This window comes from Marinomonas phycocola (genome assembly GCF_047525455.1).
GTDB lineage: Bacteria > Pseudomonadota > Gammaproteobacteria > Pseudomonadales > Marinomonadaceae > Marinomonas.
On record NZ_JBLIXL010000020.1, the window covers coordinates 45,245 to 66,333 of the forward strand.

At 40.9% G+C, this 21,089-nt stretch carries 17 protein-coding genes; 8 read left to right on the forward strand and 9 right to left on the reverse strand.

Annotated features, from left to right (window positions below):
- Positions 1-82: 82 nt before the first annotated feature.
- The 3 genes from ACMUMJ_RS13385 to rpmE all read right to left on the reverse strand — a co-directional run bounded on the left by ACMUMJ_RS13385 (position 83) and on the right by rpmE (position 2,511).
- Positions 83-1,345 (reverse strand): malic enzyme-like NAD(P)-binding protein, encoded by a 1,263-nt coding sequence (locus ACMUMJ_RS13385; protein WP_414679358.1) that lies wholly within the window; start codon positions 1,343-1,345, stop codon positions 83-85.
- Positions 1,346-1,522: 177 nt separating this feature from the next.
- Positions 1,523-2,281, reverse strand: coding sequence for a thermonuclease family protein (locus tag ACMUMJ_RS13390; protein ID WP_414679359.1), 759 nt, complete (start codon positions 2,279-2,281; stop codon positions 1,523-1,525).
- 14 nt (positions 2,282-2,295) lie between these two features.
- Positions 2,296-2,511, reverse strand: coding sequence for a 50S ribosomal protein L31 (rpmE, locus tag ACMUMJ_RS13395; RefSeq protein ID WP_414679360.1), 216 nt, complete (start codon positions 2,509-2,511; stop codon positions 2,296-2,298).
- 360 nt (positions 2,512-2,871) lie between these two features.
- Here rpmE and ACMUMJ_RS13400 point away from each other — a divergent pair, with 360 nt between their 5' ends.
- Positions 2,872-5,112 carry a primosomal protein N' gene (locus tag ACMUMJ_RS13400; protein ID WP_414679361.1) on the forward strand — a complete coding sequence of 747 codons (2,241 nt, stop codon included), beginning with the start codon at positions 2,872-2,874 and terminating at the stop codon, positions 5,110-5,112.
- A 56-nt stretch (positions 5,113-5,168) separates the two neighbouring features.
- Entirely contained in the window at positions 5,169-5,795 is a 627-nt protein-coding gene (locus tag ACMUMJ_RS13405) for an SPOR domain-containing protein (protein ID WP_414679362.1), read from the forward strand.
- 136 nt (positions 5,796-5,931) lie between these two features.
- Here the strand turns inward: ACMUMJ_RS13405 and amt are convergent, their stop codons facing one another.
- Positions 5,932-8,178 carry an ammonium transporter gene (gene amt / locus ACMUMJ_RS13410; protein ID WP_414679363.1) on the reverse strand — a complete coding sequence of 749 codons (2,247 nt, stop codon included), beginning with the start codon at positions 8,176-8,178 and terminating at the stop codon, positions 5,932-5,934.
- A 429-nt stretch (positions 8,179-8,607) separates the two neighbouring features.
- Here amt and hslV point away from each other — a divergent pair, with 429 nt between their 5' ends.
- The 4 genes from hslV to ACMUMJ_RS13430 are packed head-to-tail and all read left to right on the forward strand — an operon-like array spanning position 8,608 to position 11,579.
- Positions 8,608-9,162: an ATP-dependent protease subunit HslV gene (hslV, locus tag ACMUMJ_RS13415; RefSeq protein ID WP_414679364.1), complete on the forward strand. Its 555-nt coding sequence runs from the start codon at positions 8,608-8,610 to the stop codon at positions 9,160-9,162.
- A gap of 22 nt (positions 9,163-9,184) precedes the next feature.
- On the forward strand, positions 9,185-10,507 hold the full coding sequence (hslU, locus tag ACMUMJ_RS13420) for an ATP-dependent protease ATPase subunit HslU (protein WP_414679365.1): 1,323 nt from the start codon (positions 9,185-9,187) through the stop codon (positions 10,505-10,507).
- 49 nt (positions 10,508-10,556) lie between these two features.
- A complete protein-coding gene (locus tag ACMUMJ_RS13425; RefSeq protein WP_414679366.1) occupies positions 10,557-10,940 on the forward strand; it encodes a gamma-butyrobetaine hydroxylase family protein in 384 nt (127 codons plus the stop codon).
- A 9-nt stretch (positions 10,941-10,949) separates the two neighbouring features.
- Positions 10,950-11,579, forward strand: a complete 630-nt coding sequence (locus tag ACMUMJ_RS13430) for a ubiquinone biosynthesis accessory factor UbiJ (RefSeq protein ID WP_414679367.1) — start codon at positions 10,950-10,952, stop codon at positions 11,577-11,579.
- Between the two features lie 53 nt (positions 11,580-11,632).
- Here the strand turns inward: ACMUMJ_RS13430 and ACMUMJ_RS13435 are convergent, their stop codons facing one another.
- The 4 genes from ACMUMJ_RS13435 to ilvA form a co-directional block, all read right to left on the reverse strand.
- On the reverse strand, positions 11,633-11,830 hold the full coding sequence (locus ACMUMJ_RS13435; RefSeq protein WP_414679368.1) for a DUF2798 domain-containing protein: 198 nt from the start codon (positions 11,828-11,830) through the stop codon (positions 11,633-11,635).
- A 46-nt stretch (positions 11,831-11,876) separates the two neighbouring features.
- Positions 11,877-12,866: an asparaginase domain-containing protein gene (locus ACMUMJ_RS13440; protein WP_414679369.1), complete on the reverse strand. Its 990-nt coding sequence runs from the start codon at positions 12,864-12,866 to the stop codon at positions 11,877-11,879.
- 42 nt (positions 12,867-12,908) lie between these two features.
- Positions 12,909-14,642, reverse strand: coding sequence for an arginine--tRNA ligase (argS, locus tag ACMUMJ_RS13445; protein WP_414679370.1), 1,734 nt, complete (start codon positions 14,640-14,642; stop codon positions 12,909-12,911).
- Between the two features lie 248 nt (positions 14,643-14,890).
- Positions 14,891-16,414, reverse strand: coding sequence for a threonine ammonia-lyase, biosynthetic (gene ilvA / locus ACMUMJ_RS13450; protein ID WP_414679376.1), 1,524 nt, complete (start codon positions 16,412-16,414; stop codon positions 14,891-14,893).
- A 173-nt stretch (positions 16,415-16,587) separates the two neighbouring features.
- Here ilvA and rpiA point away from each other — a divergent pair, with 173 nt between their 5' ends.
- Together rpiA and ACMUMJ_RS13460 are read left to right on the forward strand one after the other, a co-directional pair.
- A complete protein-coding gene (gene rpiA / locus ACMUMJ_RS13455; protein ID WP_414679371.1) occupies positions 16,588-17,262 on the forward strand; it encodes a ribose-5-phosphate isomerase RpiA in 675 nt (224 codons plus the stop codon).
- Between the two features lie 303 nt (positions 17,263-17,565).
- Entirely contained in the window at positions 17,566-18,525 is a 960-nt protein-coding gene (locus ACMUMJ_RS13460; protein ID WP_414679372.1) for a class 1 fructose-bisphosphatase, read from the forward strand.
- Between the two features lie 448 nt (positions 18,526-18,973).
- On the opposite strand, the gene ACMUMJ_RS13465 is transcribed toward ACMUMJ_RS13460, so the two are convergent.
- On the reverse strand, positions 18,974-21,089 hold a 2,116-nt coding region (locus ACMUMJ_RS13465), incomplete at its 5' end, for a hypothetical protein (RefSeq protein WP_414679373.1).

Sequence of the window (21,089 nt, forward strand, 5' to 3'; positions counted from 1 at the left end):
TACTTTAAACGTCATATTTAAATAAAAAGGAGAGCCGAGGCCCTCCTTTTTATTTGCTTATCAACACGTAATTTTTACACCATTAAAAACGATCTAAGTTTTCTAATGGGTAAAAATCTGGGTATGGCAAAGAAGCGACACCCGTATCAACCGCAGCCTGAGCCACCGCCGCAGAAACAATGGTCAACAAACGTGAATCCATTGGCTTAGGTAAGATGTATTCATTACCGAATGACAACGCACCACCACCGTACGCTGCAACAACATCAGCAGGCACATCTTCTTTAGCAAGATCTTTTAAAGCATGTACTGCTGCGACTTTCATTTCTTCATTAATCTTCGTCGCACGAACATCTAATGCACCGCGGAAAATGAATGGAAAGCCAAGTACGTTATTTACTTGGTTTGGATAGTCAGAACGACCTGTCGCCATGATCAAATCATCACGTACCGAATGAGCTAATTCAGGGCTAATTTCTGGATCTGGGTTTGAGCAAGCAAAAACAACAGGATTAGCCGCCATTTTTTTCAATTGATCAGCTGACAATAAATCAGGGCCAGATACGCCAATGAAAACGTCGGCGCCGTCGATTGCATCATCCAATGTACGCGCGTCTGTTTCAATCGCAAACATCGCTTTGAATTGGTTCAAATCATCACGTCCAGAATGAATCACACCTTTACGATCCAATACAAAAATATTGTCACGTTGAGCACCACAAGCAATGATTAATTTCATACAAGCAGTTGCAGCAGCACCGGCACCAAGACAAACGATTTTTGCATCTTCGATTTTCTTGTTTTGCAATTCAAGTGCATTCAAAAGGCCCGCGGCCGTTACAATCGCTGTACCGTGTTGATCATCATGAAATACTGGAATATTGCAACGTTCAATCAGTTGTCGTTCAATTTCAAAACATTCCGGCGCTTTGATGTCTTCTAAGTTAATGCCGCCATACGTGTTTGCAATACGAGCAACAGTATCAATAAAGGCCTGTGGGCTTTCTGATTCTACTTCCACATCAACAGAGTTAACGCCAGCAAAGCGTTTAAATAAAACCCCTTTGCCTTCCATAACAGGTTTACTTGCTAAAGGCCCAATGTTCCCTAGACCTAAAACAGCAGTCCCATCAGAAATAACAGCAACAAGGTTACCTTTACCAGTATATCGATAAGCGTCTTCAGGATTTTTTGCAATTTCGCGGCAGGGTTCAGCAACACCTGGGCTATACGCAAGGGATAAATCACCTGAGGTCGCGGTTGGCTTAGTAATAGTTGAACTTAGTTTGCCTGGAACTGGATGCTCATGGTAATCCAGAGCAGCTTGCTTCATATCTTCTGCCATTTTGATGTTTCCGTTTATTATTTGTTTATTAATTTTAGAAAGCATATGCACGGCAATAAAATTGCTCAATGCATCATATTGCTTTTATCGCCTTCACTTATACCAGAGTAATTGAAAAGCATTCTTCTTTAAAGTCATGCTTTCAATCAAATACACTCGTTTTCATGAATTGTAAGCTTAATCAATCGCAACCAAATCGTATGGGTGTTTCACTTGCCATACCCATTTTGCTTTATCGGGTTGCTTGTTTTTTCGGTAATGTTGCCAACCACGGGCTTCAATAAGATGCCCTTCAAGTGAGTATAATTCTTGAGGTGTCCATTGATTAGCAACATTAGCAGGAATGTTAATCGCTAAATTACGGTTTGTATTTAGCCACCACCCTCCTCTGTTTCTGTAAATAGAAGTCAGTGTTACGCGAGATAATACAAAACCAGCTTTTGGCTGCCATTGTTGTGCTTGTTCCCAAACTCCCATCTTTTTTTGCCGAGCTACGTTTTCAGAAGCCTGTAAACACGTTTGGTAATGAGTGTTGGGAGGAACCGCAATGCGATAACCCAATCCCTGGGATAATAACTGACTTGATATTGAAATTCGACGTTTATCAAACAAGTAATACAAATAACGACCGTAACGGTCTCTTTTATCCAAACCTTCTTGATAAAAGACCGTTTTACCGACAAGTGTAGATAACAATTGTTTTGCTTCAACAGCAAAGGCATCGTGCTTTTGGTGCTTGTAATCCAATTCAGGTGTATTGATACCAATCAATCGGACTTTACGTCCATCCTGAAAATGCACGGTGTCCCCATCTACTACTTTTTTCACTTTAGCAGAGGATACCTTACCTACGGCCAAACAAGATGCATAACTGCCACTTGTTATTAAGCATAAAAAAAGCGCCGAGCAGAGCTGACGCTTTTTTATTGAGATCATCACAATTCTGCGAATTATTTCGTAGAACGACGAGCTCCGAAGCGTTTGTTGAAACGATCAACACGACCACCAGTATCCATCATTTTTTGCTGACCTGTGTAGAAAGGGTGGCATTGACTGCATACGTCGATGTGAAGATCTTTACCTAAAGTTGTGTTTAGGCTTAGTGTATTACCACAAGTACAAGTTGCAGTAATGGCTGAATAGTTAGGATGGATATCTTTTTGCATTTTAATCACCTTATAGTTTGGTGTGCCGCCACCTGATCTAGTCTTAAATTCATTGCTGCTATCAGTTAGCAATAATGAAAGCAATTTAAGAGGTCAAGCACCGCACGATTGCGTTGTACAGACATTGTACAGTGGTTCCAAGAGGCGCCTATTTTAGGCATGAAATGACACTCTAGCAACCTTTTTTAGTAATAAATCGAATTCCTTCCTTAAAGTAATTTTCAGTGCAGCTGAAAAGATAAAGTAAGACAAGTGCTTACCGTTCTGTTACAAAAACAAATTCGCACCGATAGTCAAAGTTGGCGTACACTTAGATAAAATAAAACGTTGTTTTTTGTCACTTTTCACACAGAGGAATTCATGCAGGAACCGCTACTCACACCAGAACCTTACGTCAAAGTAGCCTTACCTGTTCCTATGCGCACTTTATTTGAATATAAAGTACCAAAAGCCATCGCTCTACGTCATACACTCTCACCGGGAATGCGATTAAAAGTTCCTTTCGGCAAACAAACACGTTTGGGCATTATTGTTGAACTTTGCTATCAAACAGATTGGGATGCAGAGCAAATAAAGCCTTTCACATCATTACATGACGAAACGTCTATTATGCCTGAACCCATCATTGATTTATGTAAATGGGCGAGTCGTTATTATCACCACCCTATTGGTGACGTCTTTTTTCATGCTCTGCCAGCCATGCTACGTAAAGGTGAATCCGATAACTTCAGAAGTGAAATATGGTGGGTAATAACAGAAGAAGGTAAAAAAGTACAACTTGACGAATTAAAGCGAGCACCGAAGCAACACGCTTTTTTTGACGTATTAAAAGCACACCCAAATGGTTTAAGCCCTCATATCATGCGTTTGCACGATTTGCAGAGTCCAGTGGCAAAAGCACTAGAAGATAAAGGCCTCATTCAAAGAGACCTTAGGCATTTCAGTAAAAATGCCGAACATCATGGTCATCAAAAACACGTTCCACCGACGTTAAATCATGAGCAAACAATTGCCGTGAGAGAATTAACATCGCAACTCGGGCACTTCAACGTCACCTTACTCGATGGCATTACTGGAAGCGGTAAAACCGAAGTCTATCTACGGCTAATCGAGCAAGTGATAGCAAAAGAACAGCAAGTTTTGGTGTTGGTTCCAGAAATCGGGCTAACACCGCAAACACTCAGGCGCTTTGAAGATCGATTCAATACCGACATTGTTTTACTGCATTCTAATATGTCAGATAGGGAACGATTAGACGGTTGGTTAATGGCCCGTTCAGGCAAAGCTAAAGTGATTATTGGCACTCGCTCTTCTATCTTTGTACCCGCACCATACCTTAGTCTACTTATCTTAGACGAAGAGCACGATGCATCTTATAAGCAACAAGATGGTTTTCGATTCCATACCCGAGACCTCGCACTAATACGCGCAAAAAGCATCAATGCCTGCGTCGTCTTAGGGTCTGCGACCCCCTCTTATGAAAGCTTACATAATGCCAAACAAAAAAAGTTTCACTGGATCAAATTAAGGTCGAGGGCAGGCAACGCCAAAATCCCCTCAATGGAACGAATCGATTTACGTGGCAAAACACTCATAAACGGGCTTTGTGAATCCTCTTTAGAACGAATTAATACCCATTTAAATCGAAAAGAGCAGGTATTAATTTTCTTAAATCGTCGTGGTTACGCGCCCACTCTTATGTGCCATGACTGTGGTTGGATTGCTAACTGTAAACATTGCGACGTGAATTTAACCGTTCATAAACGAGCAAATAAACTGCATTGTCACCATTGTGGTTATCAAGAAGCCTTACTAAATCAGTGTGGAGAATGCCAGAGCCATGAGATTTTCACCATCGGTGAAGGCACTGAACAAATAGAGTCTCAACTATCTAACGTATTTAAAGAAACACCTGTTTTAAGGATCGATCGAGACAGCACCTCTCGAAAAGAGTCATTAAATACCATCACGCAAAAAATACATGAACACGATAAAGCCATTTTAGTCGGCACTCAGATGCTCGCTAAAGGGCACCATTTCCCCAATGTCACCTTGGTGATTGTAATGGATGCTGATGTCGGTCTATTCTCATCCGATTTTCGAGGCATGGAAAGAACAGCACAATTGATTACCCAAGTTGCAGGGAGAGCAGGACGTGCCTCAAAACCAGGTCATGTATTACTGCAAACCTACCACCCAGACCACCCCTCTATTGAGAGTTTGTGCTCTTTAGGCTATGAGTACTTTGCAAATCAGGGGTTACAAGAAAGAAAAGCGCTTGAAATGCCGCCTTATTTACATCAAATTCTCATTCGCAGCGAATCAGCCGATGAAGAACAATCCTATTTACTACTCGAGCAATTACGTGATGAAGCAGAACGCCATATTAAACACTTTAATTACCCCATACGATTACTCGGCCCTTATTCTGCCATCATTGTACGCAAAGCTGGGCAACATCGATATATTTTGACGTTTAAGTCGGCAAACAGAGCACCTTTACATCAACTAATCTCACAATTAGCTCAATCGCTTGAACGAAATCCACTTACACGTAAAGTTAGATACGCTATTGACGTTGATCCACTGGAAACTTATTGAATCAAGTCCCATAATAAAGCGAATTTTCTAAGACAATTCTAGGATAGCGTTACCCCATGGCTTCAAAAAGCTCAGCATCGAAAAAAGGCGCAACGCGAAAAGCCAAGCAGCCAGTAAAAAAAGCAAAACCTAAAATCAAATGGTGGTTATGGTTATTTGTGCTTTGTTTAGCGGGCGCATTTATATTCGGTTTATCTCAATTAAGCAAAGTGCAATCGTCTTCTACACAAATACAGGTAAAGACCACACCAATAGCTGCGGAGACAAAAAAAGCCGCACCAACACCTGAAAAAACAGCTCAGACAAAACCTAAAAAAACAGCACCAAAAAAAGCTGAACCTCAAAAAGATACTTTTGAGTTTTATCAAATCTTGCAAGACAGCGAAGTAGATACAAGTCATGTAGATGCTTATCAGTCTACCCCACGCGGAGAACAAGATTTTCTTTATATGATCCAAGCGGCTTCTTTTAGAAGTAGCAGTGATTCAGATCGTATGAGAGCAAAATTAATTTTGTCTGGTTTGGATGCGAAAATTCGTAAAACGGTAGGGAAAGACGGTAGACCTTGGTACCGTGTGATATTGGGACCTTTTGAGTCTCGTTCGAAAATGAGCCGGGCCCAGGATAAATTAGTGTCTTTGGATATCCAGTCTTATACCTATCGGGTGAAAAAAGAACAATAAATAGAACATTTTTAAATGTGATGCTCTCTCTATTAATTAAATATAGGCTGAATCAAATCAATACTAATAACTTTGATCCAGCCTTCAGTTCATTTCCAACACACTTTTTCGACTCTACTCTTTTACCTATTAACAATTAATGTACACGAGTTTGTTTACGTACATCCACCTGCAACCCTTGAACTAACGCCTCTAAATCGGTTGCCAACTCCTGTAGATTTTTACTGGTTTCTGAGACTTGATCCGCTCTTGTTTTTGAACGATCTGTCGAATTAATAAACCCATCTATGCTTTTATTAATGTCGCCCACCTCTGAATTTTGCTGTGACGTTGCATCTAAAATCAACTGAGACCGACTCAATAAGTGCTCTACAGATTGGGCTATGTTTTCGAGTGATTGATAAGTTTCTTGTGCCATTTTTACGGTATTGTTAGCTTCGTCATTACTTTTTTCAATCATATTTTTGGAGTGATCGGTGGATCGTTGAAAGTCTGTGATAAGTTCGTTAATTGTTTCAGTTGCTGCAAACGTGTTTTTCGATAAATTCCTCACTTCGTCAGCGACAACAGCAAAACCTCTTCCAGACTCCCCTGCTCTTGCTGATTCAATGGCTGCATTTAAAGCCAACAAGTTGGTTTTATCCGAAATACTTCTTATGGTTTCCACAATGTCTTCAATATTTTTCATTCGAACCTGTAAACTCGTCATTTCAACAAAAGAGCTCTCAACGTTGACAGTCAAAGTTTGAATCGAGTCAATGGCTTTTTGAAGATTAGTTTGCCCTGTTTTTGTCCTCTCGTTGGCTTTTAATACTCTCTGCGCCACATCCTCAGTGCTTTTACATACATCATCAGACGAGTTTGAAATATTCTGAATAGCGTTTACAAAATTTTCGGTATAAGCATATTGAGACTCCGCATCTCTTTGCATTTCTTGACTGGATTTTTGTAACAATTCAGACGCTTGAATTACATCACGCACGCCCTTTTTTAGATCAAAAACAATGTCGTGAAAATAATCCATCAAACGATTAAACAACACAGATATTTCATACCCTTCGGACCCAAAATCCGCATCGATACGCTGTGTTAAATTGCCGCTGTCTGGATCATTTGATGTGGAGCCATACGCATTAATCACTCTATCCATTGCTTGCATAGTATCCAACAATCCAGAACTGGCATCATGTTCATGAACATTTAACCCCACTTTTTCCGCTTCTTGAGACACTCTTAAAAACGAAAACATTCTCATTAAACCAAATAAAATTACGCCTAATACAAATCCCCAAACAAAAACAGCTAATACGCCTTGTAACTGCACAATAAACTGATCCCATCTATTATCTAATGGTAAATTCATAACTGGAGCAAACATCGCCAATGACAACGTCCCCCATGCGCCCGCTACGCCATGAGCTGAAATAACATTCACAGGATCATCAATTTTAAAAATATAAAGTACAATCTCTTCACTAAAAAAGACGATGACACCACCTAAGAGCCCAATCAATAATGCCCCCAAAGGCTCTACAACGGCACAGCCTGCGGTGATAGAAACCAATCCACCAACTATACCATTTAACATTTTTTCAATAGAAACGGAGCCTTTATGGAAAAAGAGAGACACGATAAAACACGATAATCCACCCGCTGCGGCTGCAAGTAAGGTATTAGCGACAATCTTAGCAATGCCCCCAGTTACCGACAGTGTGCTGCCTCCATTGAAGCCTATCCAACCAAACCATAAAATCATGACACCTATCACAGCCATAACAAGATTTTGTCCATGGATTTTTCTAGGGTTGCCATTTTCATCAAAACGCCCTGTACGCGCCCCAAGCATCAAAGCGCCAGCCAAGCCAACCCACCCGCCTAAAGAGTGAACGACTGTTGAGCCGGCAAAGTCTACAAAGCTTTTTTGAGCTAGCCACCCGTCCGCATTCCAAATCCAATGTCCTGATACCGGGTAAATAAAGCCGATCGTTATAATGGCAATTATTGCGTATGCAGCAAACCTCATACGCTCGGCAACCGCACCAGAAATAATGGTTACAGCAGTACCTGCAAAGGTTATTTGAAAGACAAAAATCGCCATATCTAACGGATCATCAATTCCATCTAACATAAACATTGAAGAACCTAGAAACCCACCCTCAGAAGAACCAAACATCAACCCATAACCAATTAACCAAAACACCAAAACTGAAAAAATCAAATCAACCAGATTTTTCATGGCCACATTAATTGAATTTTTTGACCGTGTAACACCTGACTCTAAAGCCGTAAAACCAGCTTGCATAAGAAGTACTAAAGCGGCCGCAACAATGATCCAAATTAGGTCTAAGTTACGTTGCATTGCTTCAATTACATTTATTTCCATATAATCCTCACAGTGGACTAGGTAATGATTCTATTAGATTGCGATATTCGAATTGCCTAAATACAAAAAGTACGCCTGCCTCTAAAACTAAGTATCTGCCTATATTTTTGTGTCTCAGTATAGAAAGTGACCTCCAAAAAAACCAGATCGCGCCATAAAGAACAACCAATAATTCATTAAAATGAGTGAATATTTTTTCATTTTTACATTCGCTAACATTCGCTAACATTCGCTAACATTCGCTAACATTCGCTAACATTCGCTAAATGCTGTTATTTTTTTATTTAGAGTGGAAACCAAATACGTCCACTTCCCATAGAAAAATCAAAAAAATGCTCAAATTCCAACTTAGTTCTCAGCAAGATCTCTTCTACGCTTGAAATATCATACCTCGCCCCCATTTTTTAATAATCGAAAATGGAGTAAAGCATGACAACTATTCTGACAGTACGTAAAGGTAACCAAGTCGTCGTGGGTGGCGATGGTCAAGTTTCTCTTGGCAATACAGTAATGAAAGGCAATGCCCGTAAAGTACGTCGCTTATATAAAGGCGAAGTAATTGCAGGCTTCGCAGGGGGAACAGCCGATGCATTCACCTTATTTGAGCGTTTTGAAGGCCAATTAGAAAAGCATCAAGGGCAGCTTGTCAGAGCGGCAGTTGATCTTGCAAAAGACTGGCGCTCCGATAAGGCTCTGAGAAAACTGGAAGCCATGTTGATTGTTGCGAACAAAGACAGCACTTTAATTATCACTGGCAATGGTGACGTGGTCGAACCAGAGCATGGAGCATTAGCCATTGGTTCTGGTGGTAATTATGCCGAAGCAGCCGCACGTGCACTGATTGACAATACCGACTTATCTGCTAGAGAAATTGTCGAAAAAAGCTTAACAATCGCCGCAGACATATGTGTATTTACCAATCATAGCCTGACTATAGAAACAGTGATTGTAGACTCTAAAATTGAAGACCAATCTTCAAAATAATACAGCAGGAGAACCCTTTCTAATGACCATGACCATGACTCCTCGAGAAACAGTAAACGCGCTTGATAAACACATTATTGGCCAACAAGGTGCAAAACGTGCGGTAGCTATTGCACTCCGTAACCGCTGGCGCAGAATGCAATTACCTGAAGAAATGCGTGCTGAAGTCACACCGAAAAATATTTTGATGATTGGCCCTACAGGGGTGGGCAAAACAGAAATTGCTCGCCGTTTAGCAAAACTGTCAAATGCACCTTTTATTAAAATTGAAGCAACTAAATTCACAGAAGTAGGTTACGTTGGCCGCGATGTTGAATCCATCATTCGAGATCTTGTTGAAATGGCGCTAAAAATGTTTCGAGAACAAGAAACAGACAAACTACGCCACAAGGCAGAAGATGCCGCAGAAGATCGTATTCTCGACGCGTTACTACCACCCGCTCGTGGCACGGAACCAACAGAGGACAGCAGTACTCGGCAGGTTTTTCGTAAAAAACTACGTGAAGGCCAATTGGACGACAAAGAAATCGACATTGATTTGTCCGCTACGCCTGTCGGTGTTGAAATAATGGCACCTCCTGGTATGGAAGAAATGACCAATCAGCTGCAAAGCATGTTTTCCAGTATGGGAAATGATAAAACCCGTAAACGCAAAATGAAGGTAAAGCAAGCTTATCGTCAAGTATGTGATGAAGAAGCGGCAAAACTGATCAATGAAGACGAGTTAAAAGCCCGTGCTGTTGATGCAGTGGAACAAAATGGCATCGTATTTTTAGATGAAATCGATAAGGTTGCTAAAAGTTCAGAACGCAGTGGCGGTGAAGTCTCACGCGAAGGCGTTCAACGTGATTTATTACCGCTTGTAGAAGGTTGTACTGTCACGACTAAATATGGAATGATTAAAACAGATCACATTCTATTTATCGCATCAGGTGCATTCCACTTATCAAAACCATCCGATTTGATTCCTGAATTACAAGGACGCTTACCTATTCGTGTTGAGCTTGATGCTCTGACGACAAATGACTTCAAAAGAATTTTGGTTGAACCTAATGCATCATTAACCAAACAGTACGTTGCCTTAGCCGCCACAGAAGGGGTAAATCTAAATTTTGCCGATGACGGCATTCAACGCATTGCTGAAATTGCATTTCAGGTTAATGAAACAACGGAGAACATCGGCGCTCGACGCCTGCACACGGTTCTAGAGCGTTTACTGGAAGAAGTGTCTTATTCGGCCAGTGATATGCCAGAAAACCAAATCATTGACGTTACCGCAGCGTATGTTGATGAACATTTAGGCGACATTATAAAAGACGAGGATTTAAGTCGCTTTATTTTATAAAACCTAATAAGAGTGACACGGATGTCACTTCTTTCTGAGATTACGCATTATGTCTCCTCTTTTACCAACTAAGATCCATTACCACAAACAATCCAAAGAGCTCGAAATTGGCTTTAACAACGATGAGACTTATCGGCTCAGTGCCGAGTTTTTGCGGATTCATTCCCCTTCTGCTGAAGTGCGTGGTCATGGACAGCAAATTCCCAAGCTACAATATGGCAAAAAAAATGTCGGCATTCTAAATGTTGAAGCCGCTGGAAACTACGCATTAAAGATTTCCTTTGACGATGGGCACGATACGGGCCTCTATACTTGGGACTATTTGTCTAATATTGGCAAGAATCAACAGGAACTTTGGGAAATCTACCTGCAACGTCTAGACGCAGCAGGCCAAAGCCGTGAGAATAGCATTATTCAAACTCATCAAATCTAAGAGACTGCTATGAGCCTAATCAGTTTAAGTGCCATTCATCTGGTTGAAAAAGCGATCAATGCGGCATTATTGCAAGATCAACCGTCACAAATACGCTTAGGGAAGCTTGCAGGCCAAAATGTACTTTTAGAAATTGAAGATTTTTCTCTTTTGATTTTAATTCAAATTCTTGAAGAAGGTATTGCACTTAGCTTACCTACCGAATTAGCCGATGCGGACTTAGATAATCGAAAAGACACACACGTATCAGGAACAAGTTCAGCCTATCGTAAATTGCTGGATGGGAACGGTTTCTTTGAAGGTGACTTACTGATTCAAGGCAACGCACAAACCCTGATGACCTTACATAAAGTATCTGAGAACTTTGAACTGGATTGGGAAGGCATTCTTGCCGATAAAATCGGTGATTTATCCGCTTCCGTTGTTGCTGAGCTGCTGCGTAAAAAGTGGGACTGGAGTAAAAACACCAGCCATTCGTTGAAGATCACGTTAATTGATTACTTACAGAATGACAGTGATTTACTGCCGAGCAAACTGGAGTTTACGAATTTCGTCGAAGATTTAGAATCCTTCGATACGCAACTTGATAGACTGGATGCTCGCCTTCAGTTATTAAAGAAGAAAGTCAAACCCGACTAACATTCTATAAACCGAATTCTAACCTAACGCTATTCATAATGAATGCATTAGTATCAATTTTTATCGATGGAACGTTGATACAGAGTATTCGCTAACCTAGTTACGACAGGCCCAATACTAAACGCAATTAGAAATGCCGCAGGCCACGCGAATATAAACGACATAAACCAATGGTAAAAGTAATCAGCCGTGATGCCTAAATTTAAAAATGTGACCCACGCGGTCATGAAGAAAGCTAAGCAGAATGACATGCATAGTCTTTGTATCTATTGTATTAAAAATGCTGACATTGAATTGCTATAAAATATCGAATGCCAGTGTTTTAGAAAATGTATTTTTGATCTCAAGAGCAGGTAGCCCTAAGGCAATCAAAAAATGTAATTTAGTGAATGCGGCTTCAAACGTCATATCACGCCCTGAAATCACACCCACGCGCTCTAGAGCAGAACCAACCGCATAAGTACCAGAAGAAACCGCACCTTTCCCACATTGACTTACCTTCACAATGACCACACCTCTATCATTGGCTTCTTGCAGAAGGTTCAACAAGTTAGCATCCTGATCTGGTGCGTTACCAGTACCATAAGAATATAAAACAGCGCCTTTAACAGGCTTATTAAGTAAACCTTCCCAATGGGTTGCTTGTACCCCTGGAAAAACAGGCAGTATTGTCACATGACCTGACGCCATAGGTGGGATCTGAAAACACTCAGGCTGCTTAGGAAGGTGCATCTTTCTCCATTCCCATTCTATTCCAAGAACACCTCTTGGCAAGAAATTAGGCGATTGGAATGCGCTTAGAGCACTGGTATCGATTTTACGAGCACGGGTGGCTTCTAACAACTTTCCACCAAAAAATAGAAACACACCATTTGGCCCATTCAATACCGCATCCACAGCACCAAACACATTACTCAAAGCGTCGTTGCGTTTTTTTATCATCGGAATTTGAGACCCCGTTACCACAATAGGCTTCCGCGAGTGTTGAAACATAAACGCTAATGCTGCCGCTGAATACGCCATGGTATCCGTACCATGTAAAACGATAAAGGCATCGTAATCATGCCATTTACTTTGCAGATCCTCTGCGATCGTCTGCCAATCTTCAGGAGTAGCATTTGAACTGTCTATCAATCTTTTGTAAGAATAAACATCAAAGCCATGCTCAGGTTGATAATCATTCAAATGCCTTAATATATCAGCAGCAAACGCTTTTCCAGGCACATAACCTTGATCAGAAGGAACCATACCGATGGTTCCTCCGGTGTAAGCAACGTAAATTTTCATAAGCGCGTATTCTTCAAAAATGCATAAACCAACGAATAAATATTACATACGTTCTAATGTTTCTATTCCCAATAACTCCAACCCTTTTTTCAATGTTGAGGCGGTATTCGCAGCAAGCAATAAGCGGCTTGCTTTTACCTCCGCTTCTGACGTTAATATTGGGCACGCTTCATAAAATGTCATGAAGACGCCCGCTAAATCATACAAGTATGAACACATGAAATGAGGCATTCCATCTGCCGCGACTTGATCAACAGATTCAGCAAACTGCAACAGTTTTACAGATAAGGCTCTTTCTTGATCCGAGTTCAACAATAGTGGACCATTAAGCGTATCCATATTAATATCAGAGCGCTTGATAATGCTGGCGATACGGGAATAAGCATACAAAAGATAAGGAGCCGTGTTGCCTTCAAAACTCAACATGTTGTCCCAGTTAAAGACATAATCGCTGGTACGGTTTTTTGACAAGTCTGCGTATTTAACGGAAGCAATACCAACCACACGACCAATATTTTTTAGTTCATCTTCCGCCATATCTGGATTTTTAGAAGACACTAATGTGTATGCTCTTTCTTGAGCCTCTTCTAACAGTGCAGACAATTTCGCTACACCACCAGAACGCGTTTTAAACGGCTTTCCATCACTGCCCATTACGGTGCCAAATGGCATGTGCTCTAAGCGAGTCTCAGCTTTAACAAAGCCAGCTTTACGACCAAGAGTAAATATTTGTTGAAAGTGTAACGACTGGCGAGCATCAACAAAATACAAACCACGATCAAAACCTAGAGTATGCTGACGGAATCTTAATGCGGCTAAATCCGTTGTTGAGTATAAGAAACCACCGCCGGTTTTTTGTACTATCACAGGAGTGATTTCGCCATCTTTATTTGCAAACTCTTCCATGAATATGCACTTGGCACCTTCCGATTCTTTTAATAATCCTTGCTCGTCTAATTCGGCAACCACAGTAGGCAAATCATCGTTATAAGCGCTTTCAGGCATAACGTGTTCACGCTTTAAAGACACGCCAAGCATTTTGTAAGTTTCTTCACAATGCGTTAACGAAATATCAATGAACTCGTCCCATAAGGCTAGGCATTGTTCATTGCCTGATTGCAGCTCTACAACCAACTCTCTGGCACGAACCGCAAACTCAGAATCCTCATCAAAACATGTTTTTGCCTTACGATAAAAGACTTCTAGGTCAGACAGAACCATACTGACTGCTGTATTTTCTTTACGTAAACGCTCCAGATAGGCCAACAGCATGCCGAATTGAGTCCCCCAATCCCCTACGTGATTCTGACGAATAACATGATGCCCTAAAAATTCCAATGTGCGGACAACCGAATCGCCAATAACCGTTGAACGTAAATGACCAACGTGCATTTCTTTGGCAAGATTCGGAGAAGAATAATCAACAACGATGGTCTGTGGCTGATTGACCTTTTGAACATCCAGTCGTGCATCAAGTAATACTCGGGCAACTTCTTGTGCCATCCACTCAGTTTTAAGAAAAATATTAATAAAACCAGGTCCTGCGATTTCTACTTTTTCAGCAATATCAGACAAGTCCAATCTATCCAATACGGTTTGGGCAAATTCTCGAGGATTCATTTTAAGTTTTTTTGCCACCCCCATAATGCCATTTGCTTGATAATCGCCAAATTGCACTTTCGCAGATTGTCTAACAATTGCCGGAGAGCCTTCTGGAGCGCCAGCAATTATCATTGCGTCTTGGATACGGGTATTAAGGAGGGTTTGAATATTCACGTCTGATAGCCTTTTAAAAAAGTGATCGGCTGCAATCTGAAACGGGCTCTTTCTATGAGTGAACCCGCGTTTGAGCCAGTTAAACTTTGCATTTAAAATAGTACATACACAAAGTTTATCTAATAAAAATATGGCCGTTATGATAACCGATTTTAATGCTCTAAGCGAAAGCTAAAAAGACAAAACCCACACATCAAAGAAGCATGGGGTTCATAGAAAAGAAGTGAACTAACCGGTCTTTAAAAAGGTTATTTGAAGAATAACTTGCAGGCTAAGTTATCATTTTCATCTTGGTAAGGGTAACCAAGATCATCCAGATAACGCGTTACGTCCGTTTCTTCCCCAACCGCTTGTAGACCAACAAGTACACGACCATAAGCATCGCCATGGTTCCGGTAATGGAACATAGAGATATTCCATTGCCCACCAAGAGTATTTAAAAAGTTTAACAATGCACTTGGACGTTCAGGAAATTCAAAGCTATACAATAATTCGCCCTTCTCACTCCGAAGATGTCCACCAATCATATGCCTTACATGGACTTTTGCCGTTTCATTGTCTGTGAGATCCATTACATCGTACTCCTTTAAATCATGTAATAGATTTTTACGGCTATCGGGATTACCACCGATTTGTACTCCGACAAAAATAACCGCTTCTTTTTCATCTGAGAAACGATAGTTGAATTCGGTAATACTACGGCCTATCATTGCATCACAAAACTTCTTAAAGCTGCCTGGATGCTCTGGAATTTTAACCGCTAAAATTGCTTCTCGTTTTTCACCCAATTCCGCTCTTTCAGAAACATGACGTAAGCGGTCAAAATTAACATTTGCGCCACTATTGATCGCTATTAAGGTCTTATTCTTGACCCGATCCCTTTCAATGTACTTTTTTAGCCCTGCAAGCGCACACGCACCAGCCGGCTCTGTAATAGCTCGAGTATCATCGTATATGTCTTTAATGGCCGCACACATTTCATCAGTGGTGACGGTAATAATTTCATCCACCAAATCTTTTGCAATGGTAAATGTATTTGTACCTATTTGAGCGACAGCCACCCCTTCTGCAAAAATGCCAACTTGATTTAAACGCACAGGCTTACCTTTCTCAAGTGCATATTTAAAACAGGCCGCATCTTCTGGCTCTACTCCAATAACTTTAATATCTGGACGTAAGTATTTTACATAAGCCGCGATCCCCGCAATGAGCCCACCCCCACCAATAGGAACAAAAATAGCATCGATGTTCCCTTCGTGCTGTCGTAAAATTTCCATTCCCACCGTGCCTTGTCCTGCTATGGTGTCTAAATCATCAAATGGATGAACAAACACCTGACCAGAGTGCTGCATGATTTCTTGTGATTTAGCAAATGCAGCGTCATATGCATCACCGAACAACACCACTTCAGCCCCGTGGTTTCTAACCGCCGTCACTTTCACTTCTGGTGTCGTTTCAGGCATAACGATAGTCGCTTTAATTCCCAATTTTTTGGCTGCTAAAGCCAAACCTTGAGCGTGATTCCCGGCGGATGCAGCAATGACACCTCGCATTTTTTCTTCTGATGTTAATTGAGAGATTTTGTTATATGCACCACGAATCTTGAAGGAGAAAACAGGTTGAAGATCTTCTCTTTTCAATAAAATTTCATTATCAAAACGATTACACAATTGATTTGCGCGAGATAACGGCGTTTCTACCGCAACGTCATAGACACGCGCCTGTAGAATTTTTTTAATCATGGTATTTGGCATATATTTTTCCAATGCAATAACAGTACTCGTTTGGAGAAAGATTTCACGCAACCTTCTATTGCTACGCTAAAACCCAAGCAGACAAGAAATATACCGATTTCATACTCTTTAGGCAAAGCCACTTTCTGAAGTTGCCACCAAGGTCTATAATATGGCTCCCTACACCCGCTCAAAATAAGGTTTCACCTCCAATGACACAAGATGAATTAAAACTCGCCGTTGCCAAAGCGGCTGTTGAATACATATTACCAAAACTTGAAGACGACACGATTGTTGGCGTTGGCACAGGGTCAACAGCAAACTTGTTTATTGATGAATTAATTAAACATAGACAATTATTTGATGGCACTGTTGCTAGCTCTGAAGCATCGGCAGAACGTCTAAGGAAAGGTGGCATCACTGTTTATGATTTAAACTCTGTTAATAAAATCGCGTTTTACATTGATGGTGCTGATGAAAGCAATGAATATTTGCACCTTATAAAAGGGGGTGGAGCAGCGTTAACACGTGAAAAAATCGTCACCGCGTGCAGTGATGAATTTATATGCATTGCCGATCAATCAAAATTGGTTAATGTATTAGGCGATTTTCCTCTACCTGTCGAAGTGATTCCAATGGCACGCAGCTATGTTGCTAGAGAGTTGGTCAAACTTGGAGGCGATCCTGTATATAGAGAAGGTGTTGTAACCGATAACGGCAACCACATATTGGATGTCTATAATCTCAAAATACTCGATCCAGTAGCACTAGAAGCAAATATTAATGCCATTGTGGGTGTGGTTACCAATGGGTTGTTCGCGGCGCGCAATGCGGACGTATTGTTACTTGCAACACCAGATGGCGTCAAAACATTAACAACCAAATAACATCAAGAATCCAACGGAAAAGAGTTGCTCCGTTTAGTCACTCTTTTTCGTTCTATTATTAAATCCACTAATGTCAATCACACCCAGCATAGCGCGATTTGCATCGCAACCTCGTTTCTTTTTCAATACTTTGTAAGTGCTTCATAAAAATATAAATTCAAGAAACAGTTGGCCCAAGAAGCAATGGACTCCGATAAAAGCGCCTTTCTTCTCGTTTTCGACTGACTCTTTACTGACACCCGCCTTCGTAACTGGCATAATTTTCTAAACTCACTATCAAAACCACTAAGGAATGTTCTTTCTATGCAAAGCTTATCCGGTGTTTTAGCGTCCAGTACCCTATCTAAATCTCTACAAGAAGTATTAACGGTGACAACAAACACCTGTATCGATATTTCCTCAACACTTAAAAAAGGTTCTCTGGCGGGGATTCTTGGAATGGCAGGTAATGAAAACGTTCAAGGAGAAGAACAGAAAAAGCTCGATGTCATTTCAAATGATATGTTAAAAAGCGCACTTCTTGCTATACCAGAAGTACGCGCAATCGCATCTGAAGAAGAAGAGGATATTGTCCCTGCGCATACTAACGGCGAGTATCTTATTGCTTTTGACCCTCTCGACGGTTCTTCCAATATTGACATTAATTCAATGGTTGGTACGATTTTTTCGATTTATTCTAAAACAGGAAACCAACCTGCAACGGAACAGGATTTTTTAATCGCAGGCAATCAACAAGTCGCGGCGGGTTATGTCCTTTATGGGCCATCTACTATGTTGGTTTTCACTACAGGAAGCGGTGTTGCAATGTATACACTTGATGTAGACAAGTCCGAATTCATCCTTACTCAAGAAAGTGTTTCTGTGCCAAAAGACACTCAAGAATTTGCCATTAATGTATCAAATCAACGTTTTTGGTCAGAAAACATTCAAAACTACACTCATGACCTCATTGCAGGAAAAGAAGGCCCTAGAGAAAAGAACTTTAATATGAGATGGGTCGCCGCCATGGTTGGGGATGTACATAGAATAATGTGTCGAGGAGGCATATTTATTTATCCATGGGATAAAAAAGACCCATCAAAAGCGGGTAAGCTTCGGCTCATGTATGAAGCAAACCCAATGGCAATGCTTGTAGAACAATCTGGCGGTAAGGCTTATACGCATACTCAACGTATTCTTGACATTGAACCTACAGGCATCCATCAACGTGTTGCAGTAATTTTAGGCGCAGCAAACGAAGTGGATAAGTGCCTGAGTTATTAACATGTATGATATAGCGCCAAGCCATAACGCAACTTAATGATTAAAGGAGCCTACTGTCACGGCTTCTTTTACAGTTTCCAACAACCTAAAGACTTTTAATAGCACCTATAGCTCCATGCCAACATCAATATCGCTCAGTTTCGATCAAATTAACTTAATTATTAATGATCTTGCGAATCTAAGGCCAGAAGCTGATGTAGAACGACTCCCCAAACACCCTAGATTCCATGGCCAACTCTATCCATTAGGCCACTGTAAAAAAATTCGAGATACGGTAGTTTCACTATTACCAAAATGTTTATTAGAAAAGAAAGAGCATGGGCTTGTTCTTATTAGGCAACAACTTGATTGTTATTACACAAAAGAATAAAACGTGAGAAAAATGAGCCATCATAAAAACGATTTCGTTGGAGGGGATGTTTATTTTGCCCACTCCAAATTCATTGTTTTAAGATATGAAATTAGACTCAACTATTAAGTCAACCTGCACCGTAATCAAAGGATCGCGACCTAGATCGAATGAACCAATGAGTTTGGCCGTGAAGTCTGTTGCGCCTGCGGCTATAGTTGCATCCGCATAAGACACTTCGAACGCTTTATACGCCCCCTGGTTAATCGTATCACCATTAACATTACCCTTACTATTTTCATCATCTTGAATCACTAATACAGATACACCATTAGTCTGATACAAGCTACCGTTACCAGTGGCTGTATCAGCACGAACAGTATTTGCATAAGTATCCGCTTCAAGTGCCGTTTCTAACTGTGCAGCGGTTAGTGCCTCAAATGTTTGAGTTGCTGTTACTCCATCTAAAAGACCAAAATTAATAATGTTAATACTGTTTGCTGTGAATGTAGTATTGGCAAAAGTAACAGTAACCGCTAACTCAATCTCTGATTCAGCAGATGTTGAACCGTTGTCAGCAGCATCAATTGTACCTGTTAGGTACGATGTGAAATCTAATTTATCAACCACTGTATCAAAGTGAACGATTGTATCGTTACCTTGAGAGTAACCAGTCCAGACAACTATATCGTAATCAGCAGTACGGACATTAGGAGTAGCATTTAATACGATAACATCATCGCCAGCACCGCCGTTAACAGTGTTCACATCATTAGCATTAGTATCAACAGAATCCGTACCTAGCAAGGCAGGAATGTTAGTTTCATTTAAAACCTCATCGTTATCAATTACAACAGCGCTAAAAGTGCTAGCATCTGTTGCCGCAACAGTGTATGAAATTTCTTTATCAGTAACGACAGAAACTGTACCAGCTACAGTTGTACCGTCAGCAACATAGCCTTCTGCAATAAGTGCATTAGCCAAAGCAGCGGCATCAGCAGCAGCGGTACCTGTTGCAGTAAAAGTAACAGTATCATCGCCGATAACTACCGTTGCAGTAGTCTCAGCAGCGGCACCCGCTGCATTTGTAAAAGTAAGAGTAGAACCTTCATGAGTGGCAGTAGATGATAGACCTTTAGCCAACGTTGCATTATAACGAGCCAGTACGTCAGCTGAAGTGAGTGTTGAGGTATTTGTGAAGTCTCTGTACTCATTCAACATAGCTGTTGAAATGTCAGTCGCTGGAGCAGGGTCAGTAACTGTTAGCTGAACACCAAAATTAGCACCAACAGTTTGCCTACCATCGACTAAGTATTGAATAGCAACATTATTATTTTCATCAACATAAGCGGTCGCAATTTTACTTAATACAGAATCTTCGTTAACCGCTTTTACAACCGCTGCATTTAAGTCTTTTAGTGTTGTTAAAGCGCCTGAAGCAGCGGTAATGGTAACGGCTTCGCTTTCATGAGTCATTTTTTGATTAGTTGGCGTAGTAGTAATGCCAACAGTCACTTCTCTACCTGCTAAGAAGTGAATAGTTCCGTGTGCGAATGGTGTACCTTGAGCGGCAGGAGTTGCAGCTTGGTACATACCACTTGTAGCAAGATTTAATAATGCTTTTACGCCCGTGTTTTCAACATAAATAACATCATTACCTGTACCTGCAGTGACGTTTACAGAAACGTCGTTACCACGGATAACGTCATCACCTGCGCCAGCATTAATGGTTGCAGTCGTGTTTTCAACAGAATCATTAGCTTCATCAACGGTGATGCTGTCGTTTGCAGCACCAGTAGAGATTGTTACAGCCGTGTCCGTACCTGTATTCGCTTCTACTCTATTATCATCTAGGGTGATGTTAATCGTATCTTCACCAGCACCTGTTACGGCTGTATATGTGTCATCGTCGTTTAGTGTTGCGTTATAAGTCACGTCACCATTAACCGCAGCAGACAATGCACCTAGGTCAACGATGTCGTTGTCTCTACCTAGAACGATGTCACCATCAAAATCCGTCGCTGTAATAGACGTTAAGCCTGCTTTAACGAAGTTCGCTTGATCAACGTTATTGAAAGCATTGTCGTCATTTTCATCTTGAACAGCACCATTAGAATCCAACTCAAAATCAGTATTGGCTAATACGAAGTCACCTTTAACCGTGCCATTCGTTAATGTGATTTCCTCTAATGCATCGTTTGTAGAAGAGATGTCT

Excerpts from the sequence above, each read along its gene's own strand:
- ACMUMJ_RS13385 (WP_414679358.1), bottom strand. The coding sequence starts at position 1,345 with ATGGCAGAAGATATGAAGCAAGCTGCTCTGGATTACCATGAGCATCCA.
- ACMUMJ_RS13390 (WP_414679359.1), bottom strand. The coding sequence starts at position 2,281 with ATGATCTCAATAAAAAAGCGTCAGCTCTGCTCGGCGCTTTTTTTATGC.
- rpmE (WP_414679360.1), bottom strand. The coding sequence starts at position 2,511 with ATGCAAAAAGATATCCATCCTAACTATTCAGCCATTACTGCAACTTGT.
- ACMUMJ_RS13400 (WP_414679361.1), top strand. The coding sequence starts at position 2,872 with ATGCAGGAACCGCTACTCACACCAGAACCTTACGTCAAAGTAGCCTTA.
- ACMUMJ_RS13405 (WP_414679362.1), top strand. The coding sequence starts at position 5,169 with ATGGCTTCAAAAAGCTCAGCATCGAAAAAAGGCGCAACGCGAAAAGCC.
- amt (WP_414679363.1), bottom strand. The coding sequence starts at position 8,178 with ATGGAAATAAATGTAATTGAAGCAATGCAACGTAACTTAGACCTAATT.
- hslV (WP_414679364.1), top strand. The coding sequence starts at position 8,608 with ATGACAACTATTCTGACAGTACGTAAAGGTAACCAAGTCGTCGTGGGT.
- hslU (WP_414679365.1), top strand. The coding sequence starts at position 9,185 with ATGACCATGACCATGACTCCTCGAGAAACAGTAAACGCGCTTGATAAA.
- ACMUMJ_RS13425 (WP_414679366.1), top strand. The coding sequence starts at position 10,557 with ATGTCTCCTCTTTTACCAACTAAGATCCATTACCACAAACAATCCAAA.
- ACMUMJ_RS13430 (WP_414679367.1), top strand. The coding sequence starts at position 10,950 with ATGAGCCTAATCAGTTTAAGTGCCATTCATCTGGTTGAAAAAGCGATC.
- ACMUMJ_RS13435 (WP_414679368.1), bottom strand. The coding sequence starts at position 11,830 with ATGTCATTCTGCTTAGCTTTCTTCATGACCGCGTGGGTCACATTTTTA.
- ACMUMJ_RS13440 (WP_414679369.1), bottom strand. The coding sequence starts at position 12,866 with ATGAAAATTTACGTTGCTTACACCGGAGGAACCATCGGTATGGTTCCT.
- rpiA (WP_414679371.1), top strand. The coding sequence starts at position 16,588 with ATGACACAAGATGAATTAAAACTCGCCGTTGCCAAAGCGGCTGTTGAA.
- ACMUMJ_RS13460 (WP_414679372.1), top strand. The coding sequence starts at position 17,566 with ATGCAAAGCTTATCCGGTGTTTTAGCGTCCAGTACCCTATCTAAATCT.